Annotated in this window: 2 protein-coding genes; both read right to left on the bottom strand. The window is 71.1% G+C overall.

Annotated elements, in window-relative coordinates:
- Positions 1-83: 83 nt before the first annotated feature.
- Positions 84-18206, bottom strand: coding sequence for an autotransporter outer membrane beta-barrel domain-containing protein (locus tag EDF58_RS15100; protein ID WP_132267033.1), 18123 nt, complete (start codon positions 18204-18206; stop codon positions 84-86).
- Positions 18207-18457: 251 nt separating this feature from the next.
- A complete protein-coding gene (locus EDF58_RS15105) occupies positions 18458-19252 on the bottom strand; it encodes a SapC family protein (RefSeq protein ID WP_132267035.1) in 795 nt (264 codons plus the stop codon).
- Positions 19253-19871: the final 619 nt, after the last annotated feature.

The raw sequence follows: 19871 nt of genomic DNA on the forward strand, positions 1-19871 counted from the left end.
GCGCAGTTCTGTGGGGCGGGTCAGAACGGACCCGCCCAAGATCGAAAGAAAGCTGGAAAGGATGGAAGCGAGGGGCATCGGGATCACATGTGGAACCGGACGCCCGCCATGGCGGTGACATCGTTGTAGCCCTTGCCGAGATTGGCCCCGACGCTGAACTGGAGGTCGACCTTGCGCATCTGCAGGGTCGAACGCAGGTCGATCCGGCCGCTGTCGCCCACCGCTTGCGCACCGGTAGTGACGAAGCGGTAGTCCGGCGCCCCGGCGAAGGCCGCCGTGACCGAGCGATCGGGGTCGAAGTCGTGCACCCAGGCTGCGCGCAGCGTCGTGACGAGGGCCTTGCCCTGCGGCAGTTCGATACGGCCCGCGACATTGCCGCCCGCGAACGTGCGGGTCCGCGTCCAGTCCTTGCCGAAGAAGGCGAGGCCGAGCGCCGCATCTTCCTGACCTTCAACCTGGTTCTCGACATAGCCCGGCAGCGACAGGCGAGTGACTTCCACGGCTGCGAAGGGCTGGAACACCAGGTTGCCGCTGCCGAACTGGCGCGCCACCTGGGCCCGGCCGGACCAGGCATGCATGGTGAAATCGCCATGCGCCTGCACGTTGCCATCGGCATAGAGCCACATGTCGCGCACCGTCGTGGTATTGGCCGCGCTGTAGAGCAGGTCGGCGCTGAGCGTCCAGGCACCCGGATGGAAGCCCGCATAGGCGCCGAAGGTATAGACCTTCGCCTTGCCCGAGGTGCTCACGTCCGGAACCGAGAAGCTCTGCGGATCGAAGCCAAAGGTGGCGCCGACCACGCTGCGCGCGTCCGGGCGATAGTCCCAGCCGCCCTGCACGACATAACCGCTGGTGCGCACGTCGTGTGCCCCGTCAGTGCCGTCCAGACGCTGGCGGCCGCCCTGCACGGCCATCCAGAGGTTGCCCAGCGGCTCCTTGCGCCATGCCGAGGCAAAGGTGCCCACGCGGCTGACGATCTGGCCGTCGATCACATCGTGGCTGTTGCCGATCGCGGAAAGCGCCGCGCTCTGCGCCGCCACCACGCCTTCGCCGGTCAGGCTGTCGTAGACCGTGCCCAGTGCACCCACCGTCGGGATCGAGATGATCGCGGCAGCCGTCGGTGCGAAAGCGTCGGTCGGAGTTTCCTGGATGCGGTCGAGCAGGTTGCCGATCATGGCCTGACGCTGGGTCAGACCGCTGGGCGCATACTCGATCACATAGTGGATGACCTGCTGGTTCGCCGAAGAATAGTCGAGCCCGAAAGTCGCGACCGCCGATGTCGGCGCAGCCAGCTTGACCAGGTCCTGGCCGGTGATGCCGCCAGCCGCTTCCAGAATGACCACGTCGTTCGCCCCGGCCCGGGCATAGCCCAGGTTGAGGAGATTGGTCGTAACCCGCCCGTTAAGCGATGCCGCGCCGGAGACGACGACCTTGTCCGCCGTGTTGGTCTTCAGGTCGAGATCGAGGTTGTACTCGCTCTGCGCCGTCAGGGTCAGGCCGCCGCTCACCGCAAGCTGCGACACGACGCCGCCGCCGCCCGGATTGAGGATGCCCGAGTTCACGAACGAACCCGCACCGACGTTGACCAGCGAACCGGCCAGGAAGATGCCGCCATTGACGTTGGTGAAGCTGCCTACACCCGCGCCGAGATCGATCGAACCGACGATCGTGCCGGAGTTGACGATCGTGTTGTCGCCGCCTTCCGCGTAGATCACCAGGCCTTCCTGTCCGTCCATGGTCTGGAGCGTACCGGCATTGGTCACGGTGTTGGCCGCGCCGCCGAGCAGCGAGACGGCATGACCGCCCAGACCGCCGACGACATTGACCTTGCCGATGTCCAATACGATCGCGCCGCCGCCAAGGCCGCCTGTGCTCTGCGCGACCAGCGCGCTCGAACTGGCGCCCGAAGTCACGACGTCGGCATTGACGGTGAGGTTCACCGCATTGCCCGCGCCGGAGCCTGCCAGCACGCCCGTTCCCGAGCCCGTGGCCGCACCGCCGCCGCCGACCGACTGGACCACCACGCCGTTTGCATTGGCACCGCTGGTGCGGATCGCCGCGCCCACCGTGACGTCCACCGCGCCTGCATCGACCGAGCCGGTCGAAGCCGCCAGGGTCATGAGGCGGGCCATGCGCAGCGTGCTCACCGCGCCGGCATTGACCACGTCGAGCGTCTGGACGGTGCCGTCCGCGCCGACCACCGAGGCCGCGCCGCCGCCACCGCCGATCGACTGCACCAGCAGTGCCGTCGATCCTGCGCCGGTGGTGGTGATCGTCTGGTTGATCGCCACGGAGACGTCGCCGCCATTGCCGGTCGCGCCGTTCGAGGTGCCGAGCGTCAACGTGCCCTGGGCATTGGCGCCCACGGCGCTGGCGTAACCGCCGCCCCCGCCGATCGACTGCACGACGACACCCGCCGCACCCGCACCGGTGGTCTGGACACGGCCATCGAGCGCGAAGTCGATAGTGCCGCCCGAACCGCTGGCCGCGCCGCCGAGATCGACGTTCGTGACTGTGCCGGTGCCGCCGGTGTTGTCGAGGGTCGCCAGACCGCCGCCGCCGCCGATGGACTGCACGAGCACCGCATTGGCGCCGGTGCCGCTGGTGACGACATCCGCCTTCTGGTCGAGCGTGATGTTGCCCCCATCACCGCCTGCACCGCCGGTAGAGCCGGCTGCCAGGGTGATGTCGCCCAGCGCGCCGCCTTCCATCGAAGACAAGGTGGCAACGCCGCCGCCGCCACCGATCGACTGGACCACCAGTGCCGAGGCGAGGTTGCCCGAAGTGCCGATGGCGCCGGTGGAGGTGGTGAACGTCACGTCGCCGCCGTTGCCCGCCGTGGTCTGCGCACCGCCGACGGTGAGCGAAGCCCCCGCCAGTGAGCCATCAGCAAGGCCAAGCGCCATCGTGCCGACGCCGCCGCCACCGCCGACCGACTGTGCGAGAAGGCCAATGGCCCCATCGCCTTCGGTAACGATCGTCGCGCTGTTGGCGATGGTGATGGCCGCCCCCGAACCCGCCGAGTCTCCGCTGCCGCCGACCACGGTGGACCAGACGGCATCGCCGCTGCCCAGCACCACGTCGCCGGTAACACCTTCGGTGCCGCCGCCGCCGCCGATCGACTGCGCCGCGAAGCCGATGGCGCCTGCGCCCTTGGTCTGGACCTCGTTGGCGTTGGTCACGTCGATCACGTTCCCGTCACCCGCGACGCCGCCGGTGCTGCCGAGTTGCAGGGTCAGGCCGTTCGAGCCGACTTCCAGCGGATCGGGCACGGAGAGTGCGACGTTACCGCCGCCCGCGCCGATGGCCTGGGCCAGCAGGCCGTAGGAAAGCGCGCCCGCCGTCTGGAGCATGCCGCCCGAGAGGTTGACGACGACCTTGCCCTGCTTGCCGCTGATCCCTTCGCCCTGCGCGCCCAGCGTCAGGTTCACGCCGTCGAACGCGCCGGCCTGCGCCGCGATGGCATAGGCCGACTGGCCGCCGCCGCCCGCGATGGACTGGGCGAGCACCGCGATGGAATCGTCCTTGAGGGTAACGATGCTGCCGGTGGAAGTGACGGTAACGTCGCCGCCATCGCCGCCCGCGCCGCCGGTACCGCCCACTTGCGTGTTCAGCGAACCGCCGGTGACGGCCAGCGAGCCGGTGAAGCCGCCCGCACCGCCGCCGCCGCCGATGGACTGGGCAAGAATGCCGACCGAAGCCGCGCCTTCCACCAGGATCGTGCCGGTGTTGGTGATGGTGATGTCGCCGCCATTGCCGCCCGCGCCGCCGCTGCCGCCGAGCGCGGAAGTCATGCCGCCAAGCCCGGTGCTGAGCGTGCCGGAGACCACCATGCCCGCCGTGCCGCCGCCGCCGCCGATCGACTGCGCGAAGACGCCGTAGGACAAGTCGCCCTTGGCATCGATCACGCCGCTGTTGCTGACCGTGATCGTGCCGCCGTCACCACCCGCGCCGCCCGAACCGCCGAGGCTGGTCGTAGTGGAGCTGCCGGTGCTGAGCGAGCCGGAGATGGACATGCCGCCAAGGCCGCCGCCACCGCCGATCGACTGCGCGAAGACACCGATCGAGTTGGCTTCCAGCGTCTGGATCGTGCCGCTGTTGATGACTGCGATATCGCCGCCGTTACCGCCGCCGGCACCTGCGCCGCCCACGCTCTGGCTGATCGCGCCGCCTGCGCCGACGGAAAGTCCGCCCGCGAAGCCGCCCGAACCGCCACCGCCGCCGACCGACTGGCCGAAGACCGCGACCGAGCCCGCGCCTTGCGCCAGCACGTTGCCGCCATTGGTCAGCGTGATCGCGCCGCCATTGCCGCCACCGCCGCCGGAGCCTGCGCCGAGGGCCGAATTGACCGCGCCGCCGGTGGCAATCGTGCCGTCGACCGCGAAGCCGCCGGAACCGCCGCCGCCGCCGATCGACTGTGCGAAGACGCCGTAGGACAAGTCGCCATCGACCACGATGGTCGCGCCAGCGGCGTTGGAGACGCTGATCGCGCCGCCGTCACCACCCGCGCCGCCCGAGCCGCCAAGCGTGTTGGACAGGCTGGAGACCGCGCCGCTCGCCGCGAGCGAGAAGCCGCCAAGGCCGCCGCCGCCGCCGATCGACTGCGCGAAGACGCCCGCCGCATTGGCACCGGCTGCATGGATCTGGCCGCTGTTGCTGACGGCAATGTCGCCGCCCTGGCTGGCATCGCCACCGGCGCCGCCGATGGTCGAGCCGAAAGCGCCGTCGCCCGAGCCAGTGAGGCCGCCGGCGAAGCCACCGGCACCGCCGCCACCGCCCACGGACTGGGCGAAGACCGCAACCGCGCTGGCGCCCAGCGTTTCGATCGTTCCGCTGTTTGTCAGCGTGATCGTTCCGCCCAGGCCGCCGCCGCCGCCGGCACCGCCGCCGATGGTGGACTGCGCATCGCCGGTAAGCGCCACGGTCGCGCCGGCCGCAAAGCCGCCGTTACCGCCGCCGCCGCCGATCGACTGTGCCTGGATGCCGTAAGCGAAGGCGCCTCCGGTGTAGACCGCGCCGCTGGTGTCCACGGTGATGTCACCGCCGATACCGCCAGCCCCGCCGCTGCCGCCGATCGTGTCGGACACGGCATCGAGCTGCGAAGCCGCGCCGCCGACGGCGAAGCCGCCGACACCGCCGCCGCCGCCGACCGACTGGGCGAGGATCGCCACCGCCTGGTCGCCCGCCGTCGCTACGAGGCCGCTGTTGGACACCGTGATCGTGCCGCCTGCGCCACCCTCGCCGCCGGCTCCGCCGACCGACGAACTGGCCGAAGCGCCTTCGGCCGAGAGGCCGCCGCCCGCCGCGAAGGCACCGGCACCGCCGCCGCCGCCGATCGACTGCGCGAAGACCGCGATCGAAGCGTCGCCCAGCGTGACGATCTGACCGGCATTGTCGACCGCGATCGTGCCGCCAAGGCCGCCCGCGCCGCCGATACCGCCGCCGACGCCGTTCTCCACGTCGTCGCCCAGCGCCAGTGCGCCACCGGCCGCAAAGCCACCCGCGCCGCCGCCGCCGCCAACCGACTGCGCAAAGACGCCGTAGGAGATAGCGCCGTCGGTCTCGATCTTGCCGCCGGCCGCGTTGCTGACGGTGATGTCACCGCCGTCACCCGCTGTGCCGCCGTCGCCACCAACCGCCTGCGAAACCGCACCGGCCTTGGACGCTGCGCCGCCGGTCGAGAAGCCAGCGACACCGCCGCCGCCGCCCACCGACTGCGCAAAGAGCGCGGTCGCATTGCTGCCGAGCGTCAGGATCGAACCGCCGTTGTCCAGCGCGATCGTGCCGCCGCTGCCGCCTGCGCCGCCCGAGCCGCCGACCGTGTTCGAGGTCGCGCCGCCTTCGGCCGAGAGACCGCCACCGGCCGCGAAGCCGCCCGCACCGCCACCGCCGCCGATCGACTGCGCGAAGACCGCAATCGCGCCCTCGCCCGCCGTCTGGATCGCGCCGAGGCTGGAAAGCGTGACATTGCCACCGATACCGCCGCCGCTGCCCGCGCCGCCGCCGACACTGGAGTCGACATCGCCTTCGAGGCTCAGCGCACCACCGGCCGCAAAGGCGCCCGAACCGCCGCCGCCGCCGACCGACTGTGCGAAGACCGCGTAGGAGAAGTCACCCAGGGTAGTGATCGCGCCGTTCGCGCCATTGTCGATGGAGACTTCGCCGCCGTCGCCGCCAGCACCGCCCGAGCCGCCCACCGTATTCGAGGCGCTGTCCGCCTTCGACGCACTGGCGCCGACCGAGAAGCCGCCGGCACCACCGCCGCCGCCCACCGATTGGGCATAGACCGCCGTGGCATTGGCGCCTTCAGTACGGATCGATCCGGTGTTGACCAGCGCAACCACGCCGCCCGCACCGCCGTCACCGCCAGCACCGCCGACCGCGTTGGAGGCCGCGCCGCCTTCGATCGTCAGGCCGCCGCCCGCCGCAAAGCCACCGGCGCCGCCGCCGCCGCCCACGGACTGGGCGAAGACCGCGATGGACCCGTCTCCGGCCGTGCCGATCTTGCCGCCATTGCTCAGCGCAACCACGCCGCCGATGCCCCCACCGGCTCCGTCGCCCGCGCCGACCGACGAATTCGCGTCGCCCTCAAGCGAAAGCGCGCCACCGGCCGAGAAGCCACCTTGACCGCCGCCGCCGCCGACAGACTGTGCGAACACGGCGTAGGAGAGCGTGCCCAGCGTGACGACTTCGCCGTCCGCGCCATTGGCCACAGTCACTTCGCCGCCGTCGCCGCCCGCGCCGCCGCTGCCGCCGACCACGGTCGAGGCGCTGTCCGCCTTGGACGCCGAGGCGCCCACGGCAAAGCCGCCCTTGCCGCCGCCGCCGCCGACCGACTGCGCGAAGATCGCGGTCGCATTGGCGCCCTCGGTCTGGACCAGGCCGTCGGTCGTGATCGAAACCACACCGCCGGCACCGCCCGCGCCGCCCGAACCGCCAACGCTGTCGGATGCCGAGCCGCCCTCTGCGGTCAGGCCTGCGCCCACCGCGAAGCCGCCCGCGCCGCCGCCGCCGCCCACGGACTGGGCGAAGACCGCCACCGAGCCCGCGCCCTTGGTCGCGATCGTGCCGGTGTTGTCGAGGCTGACGAGACCGCCAGCACCGCCGCCACCACCGCTGCCGCCGCCCACGCTGGACTCGGCATCGCCTTCGAGGCTGAGGCCCGCGCCGGCCGCAAAGCCGCCCGAACCGCCGCCGCCGCCGACCGACTGCGCGTAGACAGCGTAGGACAAGTCGCCGTCAGTCGTGATCGTACCGCCGTTATTGGCAATCGTGACGTCGCCGCCCGCGCCTGCCGCGCCGCCGCTGCCGCCGACGAGGTTGGAAGCCGCGTCCGCGCTGGCCGCTGCCGCACCGGCGGAGAACCCGCCCGTACCGCCGCCGCCGCCGACCGACTGGGCCAGCACCGCGGTCGCATTGGCGCCCAGGGTCTGGATCGTGCCGCTGCTGGTGACCGAAACGAGGCCGCCGTCACCGCCGCCCGCGCCTTGGCCGCCGATGGCATTGCTGGCCGCGCCGCCCTTGACGCTGAGGCCGCCCGAGACGGCAAAGCCGCCCGAACCGCCGCCACCGCCGATCGACTGTGCCAGCACTGCCAGCGAACCGTCGCCGCGTGTGCCGATATCGCCCGCGTTGTCGATCGAAACCACGCCGGCCGAACCGCCCGCGCCGCCCGAACCTGCGCCGACTTCCGAGCTGGCATCGCCTTCGAGGGCAAGGCCCGCGCCGACCGAGAAGCCGCCCGAACCGCCGCCGCCGCCGATCGACTGGGCCTGCACCGCAATCGACATCGCGCCTTCGGTTACGATCGTGGCATTCGCCGTGTTGACCAGCGTGACATCGCCCGCCGAACCCGCCGTGCCGCCGTCGCCGCCGATGGAGCTGTTCGCCGCGCCGCCCTTGGCCAGTGCACCGCTGACCGCGAAGGCACCGTTGCCGCCGCCGCCGCCGATCGACTGCATCAGCACCGCCGTCGCGTTGGCGCCCTGCGTCAGGATCGTGCCGTCGTTGTAGAGCGAGACCGTGCCCGCCGAACCGCCGCTGCCCGCGCCGCCGCCGATGGCGTTGGACAGCGTGCTGTCGCTGCCACCCGCGAGGCCCGCGCCGACCGCGAAGCCGCCCGAGCCGCCGCCGCCGCCGATCGACTGCGCAAAGACCGCCACGGCGCCGTCGCCGCTGGTCTGGATCAGGCTGTAGTTGTTGACGCCGACATTGCCGCCGTCACCCGCCGCACCGCCTGCGCCGCCGCCGACCGAGGACGTCGCGCCCTCGGACAGCGAGAGCGCGCCGCCCGTGGCGAAACCGCCCGAACCGCCGCCGCCGCCGATCGACTGGGCAAGGATCGCATAGCCGAAGTTGCCGGTGGTCACGACCGTGCCGGTCGAACCGTTGGCGACTTCCACCGTGCCGCCGGAACCGCCCGCGCCGCCGCTGCCGCCCACCGCGTCGCTGGCAGAAGCCGCCTTCGAGGCTGCAGCGCCCAGCGAGAAGCCCGCCGAGCCGCCGCCGCCGCCAATCGACTGCGCCACGATGGCCGTGGAGCGGTCGCCCAGGACCTGGATATTGCCCGTGGTCACGACCTTGACCGCACCGGCATCGCCGCCGACGCCGCCCGAGCCGCCCAGGCTGTTGGCGACCGCTTCCGAGGTGGAGGAGATCGTCAGCGAGCCGGAGAAGCCGCCGGTGCCGCCGCCGCCGCCGATCGACTGCGCAACCACGCCATTCGATGCCGCGCCGAAAGTATAGATATCGCCGGTGTTCTGCACGGTGACCGTGCCGGCGTTCTGGCCGGAGCCGCCCGCGCCGCCGGTGGCGCTCGATGCCGCCTTTTCGCCCAGCGCCAGCGTGCCCGCCACGGCAAAGCCGCCCGAACCGCCGCCGCCGCCGATCGACTGCGCCAGCACGCCGTCGGACAGCGCGCCGTGGGTCTGGATCAGCGCGCTGGTGGAGACGAGAACATTGCCGCCCACGCCGCCGTCGCCGCCCGAACCGCCGGTGACCGCGCTCGCGCCCTCACCGTCCGAAGCCGCCGCAAGGCCGAGCGAGAAGCCGCCCACGCCGCCGCCGCCGCCGATCGACTGGGCGACGACTGCCGCCGAGCCATTGCCCAGCGTGCCGAGCGCGCCACTCAACGTCAGGTCGAGATTGCCCGCGTCGGAGCCGATGCCGCCCGCGCCGCCGACCGAGCTGACCGCCGAGCCGCCGCCCAGCGCCGCCGCAAGGCTGCCCGAGAAGCCGCCCGCGCCGCCGCCGCCGCCGATCGACTGGGCCAGCACCGCATTGGTGGCGTCGCCCGAGGTCAGGATCTGTCCGGCCGAAACCACCGTGACGTTGCCCGCCGCATTGCCCGCACCGCCGGCGCCGCCGACACTGTCGGACGCGCCCGCGCCCTTGGTGGCAATCGCGCCGGAGACCGAGAAACCGCCGGTGCCGCCACCGCCGCCGATCGACTGCGCGACGATACCGCGGCTGTGATCGCCATCGACCTTGATGTTGCCGATGGAGGTGACAGTAACATCGTCGGCCGAGCCGGACGAACCGCCCGCACCGCCGGTCGAGCTGGACACCGCATCCGCACCCGAAAGCGCAAGGCCCGCCGAAACCGAGAAGCCGCCGTTACCGCCGCCGCCGCCGATCGACTGCGCGACCACGCCGGTGGAATTGGCGCCGTGAGTGAAGATGTCGCCGGTATTGGCCACGTCCACGGTGCCGGCGTTGCCGGCCGATCCGCCCGCGCCGCCGCCGATGGTCGAGTTCGCCTCGCCCTCGACGCTCAGCGCGCCGCCGACCGAGAAGCCGCCCGAACCGCCGCCGCCGCCGATCGACTGCGCCAGGATCGCGCCCGATTGCGCGCCGAAGGTCTCGATGCCGCCGGTGTGGGTGACGGAAACGTCGCCCGCATCGCCTGCCGAGCCGCCGTCGCCGCCGGTCGATTCCGCCGTCGCGCCGCCGCTGGAGGAAAGCGCCGCGCCGACCGCGAAGCCGCCGGCACCGCCGCCGCCGCCGATCGACTGCGCCAGTAGCGCCACCGATGCCGCGCCCTTGGTGACGACATTGCCGTCCACCGCCACGCTGACGTCGGCCGAATTACCCGAGGAGCCGCCTGCGCCGCCGCCGGTCGCGGATTCCGCGTCGCCCTCGATCGAGGCACCGGCGCCGACGGCAAAGCCGCCCGAACCGCCGCCGCCGCCGATCGACTGCGCCACCACGCCGCGCGCCTGGGCGCCGTCGGTCTGGATATCGCCCTGGACCGAAACGCTCACCGTTCCGGCATTGCCCGAGGAGCCACCGGCGCCGCCGGTCGAATCCGAGGCCGCACCGCCCGAGGAGGAGAGCGCCGCCGAGACCGAGAAGCCGCCGACACCGCCGCCGCCGCCGATCGACTGCGCCAGCACGCCGTTGGCCGCCGCGCCCGCCGTGATCACCGTGCCGATCTGCTCGACCGTGACGTCCGAAGCCGAACCGGCCGCGCCGCCCGCGCCGCCGCCGACGCTGGACTTGGCATCCGAATCCATCGAGGCGCCCAGGCCCACGGCAAAGCCGCCGACACCGCCGCCGCCGCCGACCGATTGCGCGAACACGCCGTTGGCCGATGCACCCGCAGTCTGGATATCGCCGTCATGGGTGACGGAAACCGTGCCTGCGCTGCCGCCCGCGCCCGCCGAACCGCCGACGCTGGTGCTGGTCGCCCCGCCTTCGAGGCTGAAGCCCGCGCCGACCGAGAAGCCGCCCGAACCGCCACCGCCGCCCACGGACTGCGCGAAGATGCCGTTGGAATTGGTGCCGCTGGTGACGATCGTCCCCACGTCGGAAACGAACACGTCCGCACCGTCGCCAGCGGTGCCGCCTTCGCCGCCGCCGACGCTCGATTCCGCATCGCCCTTCATGGATGCGCCAAGGCCCACGGCGAAACCGCCGTTACCGCCGCCGCCGCCCACAGATTGGGCCAGGATGCCGTTTGCATTGGCGCCGCTGGTGCCGATGTCGCCCGTGCGGTCCACAGTGACGGTGCCGGCATTGCCGCCGCCGCCGCCAGAGCCGCCCACGCTGTCGCTGGTCGCCGTACCGTCGAGGCTGAGGCCCGCACCGACCGAGAAGCCGCCACTGCCGCCGCCACCGCCGACCGACTGCGCGAAGACGCCGTTGGCCTGGTCGCCCAGTGTGACGATCGTGCCGGTTCCGGTCACAGTCACATCGCCAGCGTCCGAGCCGGTGCCCGCGCCGCCGCCGCCGACCGAGGATTCCGCGTCGCCCTTGATCGAGACGCCAAGGCCCACGGCAAAGCCGCCGTTACCGCCACCGCCACCGATCGACTGCGCGAGGATACCGTTCGCGCCGGTGCCCTTGGTCTGGATATCGCTGTCCGCATGGACCGAGACGTTGCCCGCGATCGCGCCGCCCGCACCGGCACCGCCGACGCTGGTGGACGAGGAGCCGCCCTCGCTCGAGAAGCCCGCGCCGACCGAGAAGCCGCCGTTGCCGCCGCCGCCGCCGACCGACTGCGCGAAGATGCCCGCCGCCGATGCGCCTTCGGTCCAGATCGTGCCTTCGGTGGTGACCGAAACGTCGCCCGCCGTGCCGCCGAGCGAACCGGCGCCGCCGCCGACGTTCGATTCCGCGTCACCCTTGATCGAGACGTCGAGACCCACGGCAAAGCCGCCCGAGCCGCCGCCGCCGCCGACCGACTGGGCGAAGACGCCGTTGGAACCATCGCCCTTGGTGGTAATGCCTTCACGCGCCACGACCGCGACGTTGCCGGCGTTGCCGCCCGATCCGCCGCCGCCGCCAACGCTGTCGCTGGTGGAATCGCCTTCCGCGCTGAAGCCGGCGCTGACCGAGAAGCCGCCGGTGCCGCCGCCGCCGCCCACCGACTGCGCCAGCACACCATTGGAGGCCGCGCCTTCGGTGTAGATCGTTCCCGTCGTGTCGACGCTGACGTCGTCGGAATTGCCCGCCGCGCCGCCTTCGCCGCCGCCGACGCTCGACGATGCGTCGCCCTTGATCGAGACGCCCGCGCCTACCGAGAAGCCGCCGTTGCCACCGCCGCCGCCCACCGACTGCGCGAACACGCCGTTGGCGATATTGCCGGTGGTCTGGATCTTGCCGACATTGACGACATCGACAGTCGAAGCGTTGCCGCCCGCGCCGCCGCTGCCGCCGACCTGGTTCGAGGCCGCATCGCCCTCGCCCGAGAACGCGCCGCCGACCGAGAAGCCGCCGGAACCGCCGCCGCCGCCGATGGACTGCGCCAGAATGCCGTTGGAACCCGTTCCCGATGTGACGACGGAGTAGTCCGCGATGCCTGCATTGGCGCCCGCCGTGGCGGAGACGCTGACCATGCCGGCATCGTTGCCGGTGCCGCCATTGCCGCCGACGCTTTGGGTATCGGAATCGCCCTTGGCAGACAGGCTGGCGCTGACGGAGAAACCGCCATTGCCGCCGCCGCCGCCGACAGACTGCGCGAAAATGCCGTTGGCCAATTCGCCGGTGGTCTGCACGGTGCCGAGGCTGGTCACGTCGACATGCCCGGCAAGGCCGCCGCTGCCACCCGTGCCGCCGCTGCTGTTGCCGATCGACTGGCCTTCGACCGTGGCCGAGGCGGTCAGGCTGAAGCCGCCGTTACCGCCGCCACCGCCGATCGACTGGGCCTGAATGCCCGCCGCAAGGTTGCCCGAAGTGGCGACATTGCCGGTCGAGTTCAGCGAGACGTTGCCCGCCGTGTTGCCGGTACCGCCCGAGCCGCCGATGCCGACGGCCACGGCATTACCCACGGAGAGCGAGAGCGCGCCCGCGAAGCCGCCGTTGCCGCCACCGCCGCCGACCGACTGGGCAAACAGGCCCACCGCGCTGGCGCCGCTGGTCGAGATATCGCCGGTGCTGACCAGCGAAACGTCGCCCGCCTCGCCGCCCGAACCGCCCTTGCCGCCAATGGCGACCGAAGCCGAAATGCCGTCGCTGCTGGTCGTCAGCGTGCCGGAAATGGCGAAACCGCCGTTACCGCCGCCGCCGCCGATCGACTGGGCCAGAATGCCGTCCGCCTGGTCGCCCAGCGTGGTGATATTGCCTTCGGAGACGACGGAGACCGCCTTGCCCGCGCCGCCCGAGCCGCCCGAGCCGCCGAGCGCCAGCGCCGCCGATGCGTATTGCGCGCCTGCGACAGCGACCGAGAAGCCGCCGTTGCCGCCGCCGCCGCCGACCGACTGCGCGAAGATGCCGTTGGACAACGTGCCCTCGGTATAGATGTCGCCGGTGTTCGCCAGGGTCACCGTGCCCGCATCGTTGCCGGTGCCGCCAGTGCCGCCGAACGAGAGCGCCGCCGCGCCGTACTGCGCGCCCGCGACGGCGGCCGAGAAGCCGCCATTGCCGCCACCCCCGCCGATGGATTGCGCGACGAGGCCGCTTGATTGGTCGCCCAGCGTGCCGATCTGCCCAGTGGACGTCAGCGTTACGTCGCCCGCCGTGCCGCCCGCGCCGCCCTTGCCGCCGAAGCCGATGGCGACCGCGCCGTACTGGCCGCCCGCCGCGCTGACGCTCCAGCCGCCGTTGCCGCCGCCGCCGCCGATGGACTGGACTTGCGCGCCGGCGCTGAAGTCGCCCTTGGTGACGATGTCGCCGGTGTTGGTGAGATCAGCGTCGCCTGCCGCGCCGCCGGTGCCCCCGGTGCCGCCAAACCCAATCGCTGCTGCGCCATACTGTGCGCCCGCGGCGCTGACGGAGAAGCCGCCGTTACCGCCGCCGCCGCCGACCGACTGCGCGAACAGGCCCTGCGAATAGTTGCCTTCGGTCCAGATGTCCCCGGTCGAAACGAGCGTGACATCGGCCGCCGCGCCGCCCGTGCCGCCGTCGCCGCCGAAGGAGAGGGAAACGGCGCCGAACTGGGCGCCCGATGCAGAGATCGCGAAGCCGCCGTTACCGCCGCCGCCGCCGATGGACTGCGCGCGCACGCCGGCCGAGAAGTCGCCCGACGTCGTCATGTCGCCATCGGAATCGACCGAAACATCGCCCGCCGAACCGCCGACACCGCCGGTACCACCCATGGAAAGGCTGACCGCGCCGAACTGGCCGCCCGCCGCCGAGATCGCGAAACCGCCGTTGCCGCCGCCGCCGCCCAGCGACTGGGCGAAGATCGCATCGGCATTGTCGCCGAGAGTCTGAATGTCGCCAATGCTGCGGATGCCGACATCGCCCGAGGAGCCACCGTCGCCGCCCTCGCCGCCGAACGAAGCGGAAATACCGCCGCCCTGGCCGCCCGAAGCCGCGATGGCGCCGCCGCCGTTGCCGCCGCCGCCGCCGACCGACTGTGCGAACAGGCCTTGCGCGCTGTCGCCCTCGGTCAGGATGTTACCGGTGCTGACAAGAGTGACCTTGCCGCCGGTGCCGCCATTGCCCGCGCCGCCGCCGAACGCCAGCGAGGCGCCGCCTGCCCAGCCGCCGCTGGCCGAAATCGCCAGGCCGCCGTTACCGCCGCCGCCGCCGACCGATTGTGCGAGGATGCCCGCCGAAGCCGCCCCCTGCGTCCAGATGCCGCCGTCCGAAGTGACCGAAACTTCGTCACCGTTGCCGCCATTAGCGCCCGCGCCGCCCATGGAAACGCCCGCGGCGCCGATCCCGCCGCCCGAAACTGCGGCCGAGAAGCCGCCATTACCGCCGCCGCCGCCAATCGACTGGGCGAGGATACCATTGGAGAGAGCGCCGATCGTGGTGATCGTGCCGGTGCTGTCCACCGTCACCTTGCCGGCCATGCCGCCATTGGCGCCGCTACCGCCGAATGCCGCCGACATCGCGCCGACGCCGCCGGCCGAGCCGGACACCGCGAAGCCGCCGTTGCCGCCACCGCCGCCGACCGATTGCGCGAAGACGCCGTTGGAGCTGGCACCCTCGGTCGCGAGATCGCCGGTCGAGGAGACATAGACGTCATCGCCCGCCCCGCCATTGCCGCCGCCGCCGCCGAACGTCAGGCTGACAGCGCCTGCAGCGCCGCCTGCCAGGCCGATCGCGAAGCCGCCGTTACCGCCGCCGCCGCCGATGCTTTCGGCGAAGATCGCGTCGGACTGGGTGCCCTTGGTGGAGATATTGCCAACCGAAACGACCCTGACGGTCGAACCGTCGGAACCCGCACCGCCAACGCCGCCGAATGTCGACGTGATCGCGCCGACGCCGAGGGCCGCGCTGGCCGCGAAACCACCGTTGCCGCCGCCGCCGCCGACCGACTGCGCGAAGATGCCGCGCGACTGTTCGCCTTCGGTGGTGATCTGCGTGGCACTGGCGACATCGACGAGGCCGCCCGTGCCGCCCACACCGCCCGCGCCGCCATAGCTCATCGTCAGCGATCCGCCGAGCGAGGCGCCCGCGGCGACCGAGAAGCCGCCATTGCCGCCGCCGCCGCCGACCGAGCTGGCGAAGATACCGTCGGAAAGGTCGCCCTTGGTGGCGATGGAGCCCTGAAGGCCGAGACGCACCGCACCGCCCGAACCGCCCGAACCGCCCGATCCGCCGAACGCAATGGAGGCCGTCGCGCCAAGGCCCGCGGAGGCCGAAAGCGCGAAGCCGCCGTTACCGCCGCCGCCGCCGACCGACTGCGCGAAGAGGCCTGTCGAACGCTCGCCAAAGGTCTCGATATAAGCCGAGCCCATGCTCGAGCTCGCCGTGGTGCAGGCCGAATTGGTGTTGACGCAAATGTCACCGCCGGCGCCGCCGCCGCCACCCGAACCGCCGAAAGCGGCGCTCACGAAGAGCCCCGCCGAAACCGCCGAACCGCCGTTGCCGCCGCCGCCGCCGATGGACTGCACGAAGATCGCCGTCGCGTCGTCGCCCGAGGTCGACACGAGGCCGGTCTGGTTGAGAACGACCTTGCCGCCCTGGCCGCCGTTGCCGCCGTCACCGCCGATGGCGAGCACGCCCGTCGTCGAGCCGCCGTTGCCGCCGCCACCGCCGATGGACTGGGCGATGATACCCAGCGCCTTGTCGCCCTTGGTGGTGATCGTGCCGCTGTTCGAAACGGTGACCACGCCGCCGTTGCCGCCGCCGCCGCCCGATCCGCCGATGGAGATCAGGCCGGTGGAGCTGCCGCCGTCGCCGCCGCCACCGCCGACCGACTGGGCCTGGATACCGATGGAGCGTACCCCGGCGGTCGAGATCGAGCCGCCATTGGTCACCGAGACATTGCCGCCGGGGCTGGTGCCCGCGCCGCTACCGCCGATGCCGACAAGCCCGGTCGAATTGCCGCCCGCGCCGCCGCCGCCGCCCACCGATTGCGCGAAGATCCCGCGGGCGTAGTCGCCCGTGGTCTTCAACGCGCCCTGGTTGTCGACGATGACAGTGCCGCCAAGGCCGCCGCTCGCCCCCTTGCCGCCCAGCCCCACGAGACCGACCGAACCAGAGCCCGAACCGCCGCCACCGCCGACCGACTGCGCGAAAATCGCATCCGCCCAGGCCCCGGACGTGGTGATCGAACCGCCCGAGGTCTGCGTGATCTGAACCAGCCCGCCATTGCCGCCGCCCGCGCCGGACCCACCCAGAGACACCAGGCCTCCGGTGCCCGAAGCCGAGCCGCCGCCGCCGCCGATGGACTGCGCGAAGATGCCCTTGCCGGATTCTCCCGTCGTCACCATCGTGGCGCCCGAAGACACCGTGACGGTGCTGCCGTTGCCGCCGCCCGCGCCGGTACCGCCCAGCGCCGCGAGACCACCGGTGACGCCCGCACTGCCGCCGCCGCCGCCGATCGACTGGGCCATGACACCGTAGGAGCCGAGGCCCGCGGTGGATACGAAAGCGCCTTCGGCAATGGCGATGTTGACCGTGCCGGCATCGCTGCCCTGGCTGCCGGCGCTCCCCAGCGCGACTGCGCCGATGGTCGTGCCACCGTTGCCGCCACCGCCACCGACCGACTGCGCGAAGAAGCCGTGGGCATAGTCGCCGGTCGTCTTCGTGGAGGAATTGGCGCCGGCGGTGATCGTGGCATTGCCGCCGGGGCCGCCCGCACCACCCGAGCTAGAATCGGCGAAGACGCCGCCGCTGGTACCGCCGCTGCCGCCGGATCCGCCCACCGACTGCGCAAGAACGCCGTGCGCGCCCTCGCCAGAGGTCTGGACCACACCGTTCTGATTGACGACGACGTCGCCGCCCTTGCCGCCGAAGCTGCCGCCGCCACTGGACGCGACGAGGCCATAGCTGTCGCCGCCGCTACCGGCGGTGCCGCCCAGGCTCTGGGCGAGGATGCCGATGGAGCCCGCGCCGCTGGTGGCCACGGTGCCGTTGTTGGTGGCACTCGCATTGCCGCCCACGCCCGGCGAACCGCCACCCGAGCCGCCGCCGGAAAGGAACCCGTCGCCGCCCGCACCGCCCTTGCCGGCCGAGCTGCTGACCAGGATGCCGTAAGCGCTGGTGCCCGTGGTCACCACATTGGCAGTGCTGACCAGGCTGACATTGCCGCCCACGCCAGCCGTGCCACCGGTGCCGCCGTCCGATCCGAGATAGCCGTCGCCGCCGTTGCCGCCGTTGCCGCCGATGCTCTGAACGATGACCGCAGCCAGGCCGCTGGACTGGGACGAGATGGTGCCCGAAATGTTATCGGTGATCGCCGGGCCATTGGCACCCGAACCGCCGTCGCCTGCCGATATGAACAGCAGGCCGATATGTCCGTTGCCGCCGCCGCGGCCGCGCTGGACGTTGCGGTAGGTGCTGTCGCCGGGATTGCTCGGCAGCGAAATCGGGTCGGCGCCGGTCGCATTCGCCGCCGGGGCGATCGAGGTGACGACCGCGTTTTCGCTGATCTTGTCGTTGACCGAATTGGACAGCTTGACCGAAGTCACGACGCCGTTGGTATCCGTCTGGACTTCGGTAACGGTGTAAGTCGTGCCGGAAACTTCGAACGTCTGGCCGACTTCGCTTGCCAGCAGGATGACGTTGTCGGCATCCGTCTTCACTTGCGCGGGTGACAGCTGTTCGGTCACCGTTTCGAAGGCCCCGGTGACGGGGTTCTTGATCTGCGCGCCTACCGGAGGCGTGACGATCGGGGTGGGGGTAGGTGTGGGGGTCGGGCTGGGCGCCGGAGACGCCTGGGCCCAGGCCTGGACCGGCGTCACGCCGCTCATCACCATCATCGCTGCAAGAGTGGCGACCGAGGCGCTTGCGCGCCAGGTGCGCGCGCGGCGCGCTTCACCCTTGCTCGCGGTGGAACGGCCAGCGAAAGGTTCAGAAGTGTTCACGGTAAGCCCCCAGGGTGCCTATTCGGCAAGTCGCCCCGGCCCCGCCCCTCGGGAGCGGGATTCCCGTGCTGTACGCCAGCTCTGGCGCAGCAGGAATCCGGAACAACACATAGAAAATGACGAAATAATTTCCTGCTTATCAGCGTGTTAGGAAATTATTTCCGATTGGTTTCGGCGCCCCGATGCGCCGAGTCCGCCCTTCCCGCGCCGCATGGACGGCGCAGGTTGGACGGCCTTCGATCCGGCAGGGATCAGGTCGCGCGGGTAACGGCGGCCAGAGCGTCCCACTTCGCCTGCGAGGCGATCTGCGCGTGGATGGCGGGCAGCGCACCGGCGTCGCGAAGGCGCAGGAACTGCTCGGCCGAAAGCGCTTCGAAGCGGGTCCGGTCGATGGTCCGGAATTCCACCAGCAGGCTGGGCTCGGCAGCTTCCGGTGCCGTGTAGTGAACGCGCTTGATCTCGAACAGGTCAAGCTCGTCCAGCAGCGCGATCAGCACGCCGGTACGGGCCTGTGCGGCCTCGTAGCTCTCGCAAAAACGCAGCGCCTGCAGCGTCAGTTCGGTCGGCTCGGCGCCTTCGAACAGAAGGACCGCATCTTCAGCATCCTTGTCGCCGACCCGGCCCGAAGCGTGGTCGAGGCAGAGGATCAGGCGATCACTGCCTTCGTCGCGCGCGAAAACGAAGGGGTAGCGGCGCAGATAGGCCGGGATGTAAGCGCCATTCTGATAGCGGCCCTCGGATACGAACAGGTTGTGCTCGGCTTCCAGGCCGGTGACGGCGTAGGGCTGACGATCTTCGCCGAAGAACAGGATCGGATAGTCGAGTCCGGCCCGCTCGAACTCGTCGACCGTCAGTTGGACCATCGGCGCGCCGGCTGCGAAACCGAAGTCGGTCGGCGCGACGATCACAGCCGCATCGGCGTGCGTCGCGCTGTTGACCGGGCGCGGGTCCCGATAGAGCGGAAGGCTGCCATTGACCTGCGGCCCACTCGTTGCCGGCGCCGCGGTGCCAGCGCTCTTGCGATTCTTCTGCTTGGATTCCGTCATGTGCCCCACCAAAAATCTAACCCCATTTCGTCATTGCCGGACGGATCGCACCCCAAATTGCTAATCCGCCGTAAATCAATGACTTACAGGCATTGCGCGCCTTTCAAAGGTAAATGGGCGCGCAAGCATGTAACGCGGCGGGCCTATCCACATGTCCGCACTCCCTTGCAATAAGGAAGTTTACGTAGCGCTTTTATGTCGACGGATTAATCGTTTGGCAGGTCCTTCATGCTACGCGCGCGCAGCTAATGGCGGGACCTGCGTTGGACCTGCCCGGATGCCTCGCAGCGGTCGGAAAAAAATTTTTCGAAGCTGCGCTCGGCTACCGGCAGTCGGAGAAATTCGACCTGCGAATCATCGGCAGTCGTGACGCCCGGTCGGTGAGAATGCCGAATCGGATTCGGCGCGCCTTGTCGGCTGTTCCGGGGTTCGGCTGCGTCTAGACGGCAACCCGCCCGCAAGTCAAAAATTGACTGCAGCGGCAACGTACCAAAACTGGAACAGCAAAGCTGATGCCATGCGGGATCGGCGCTTGACCGGGGAACCATCCCCTCCTGAAACGGCCTGGCGCGGCGCTGTTGTTTCGACATCGGAAGCCGCGAGACAACCTTCGGTCGAA

This window comes from Novosphingobium sp. PhB57 (assembly GCF_004342985.1).
GTDB lineage: Bacteria > Pseudomonadota > Alphaproteobacteria > Sphingomonadales > Sphingomonadaceae > Novosphingobium.

Excerpts from the sequence above, each read along its gene's own strand:
- EDF58_RS15105 (WP_132267035.1), bottom strand. The coding sequence starts at position 19,252 with ATGACGGAATCCAAGCAGAAGAATCGCAAGAGCGCTGGCACCGCGGCG.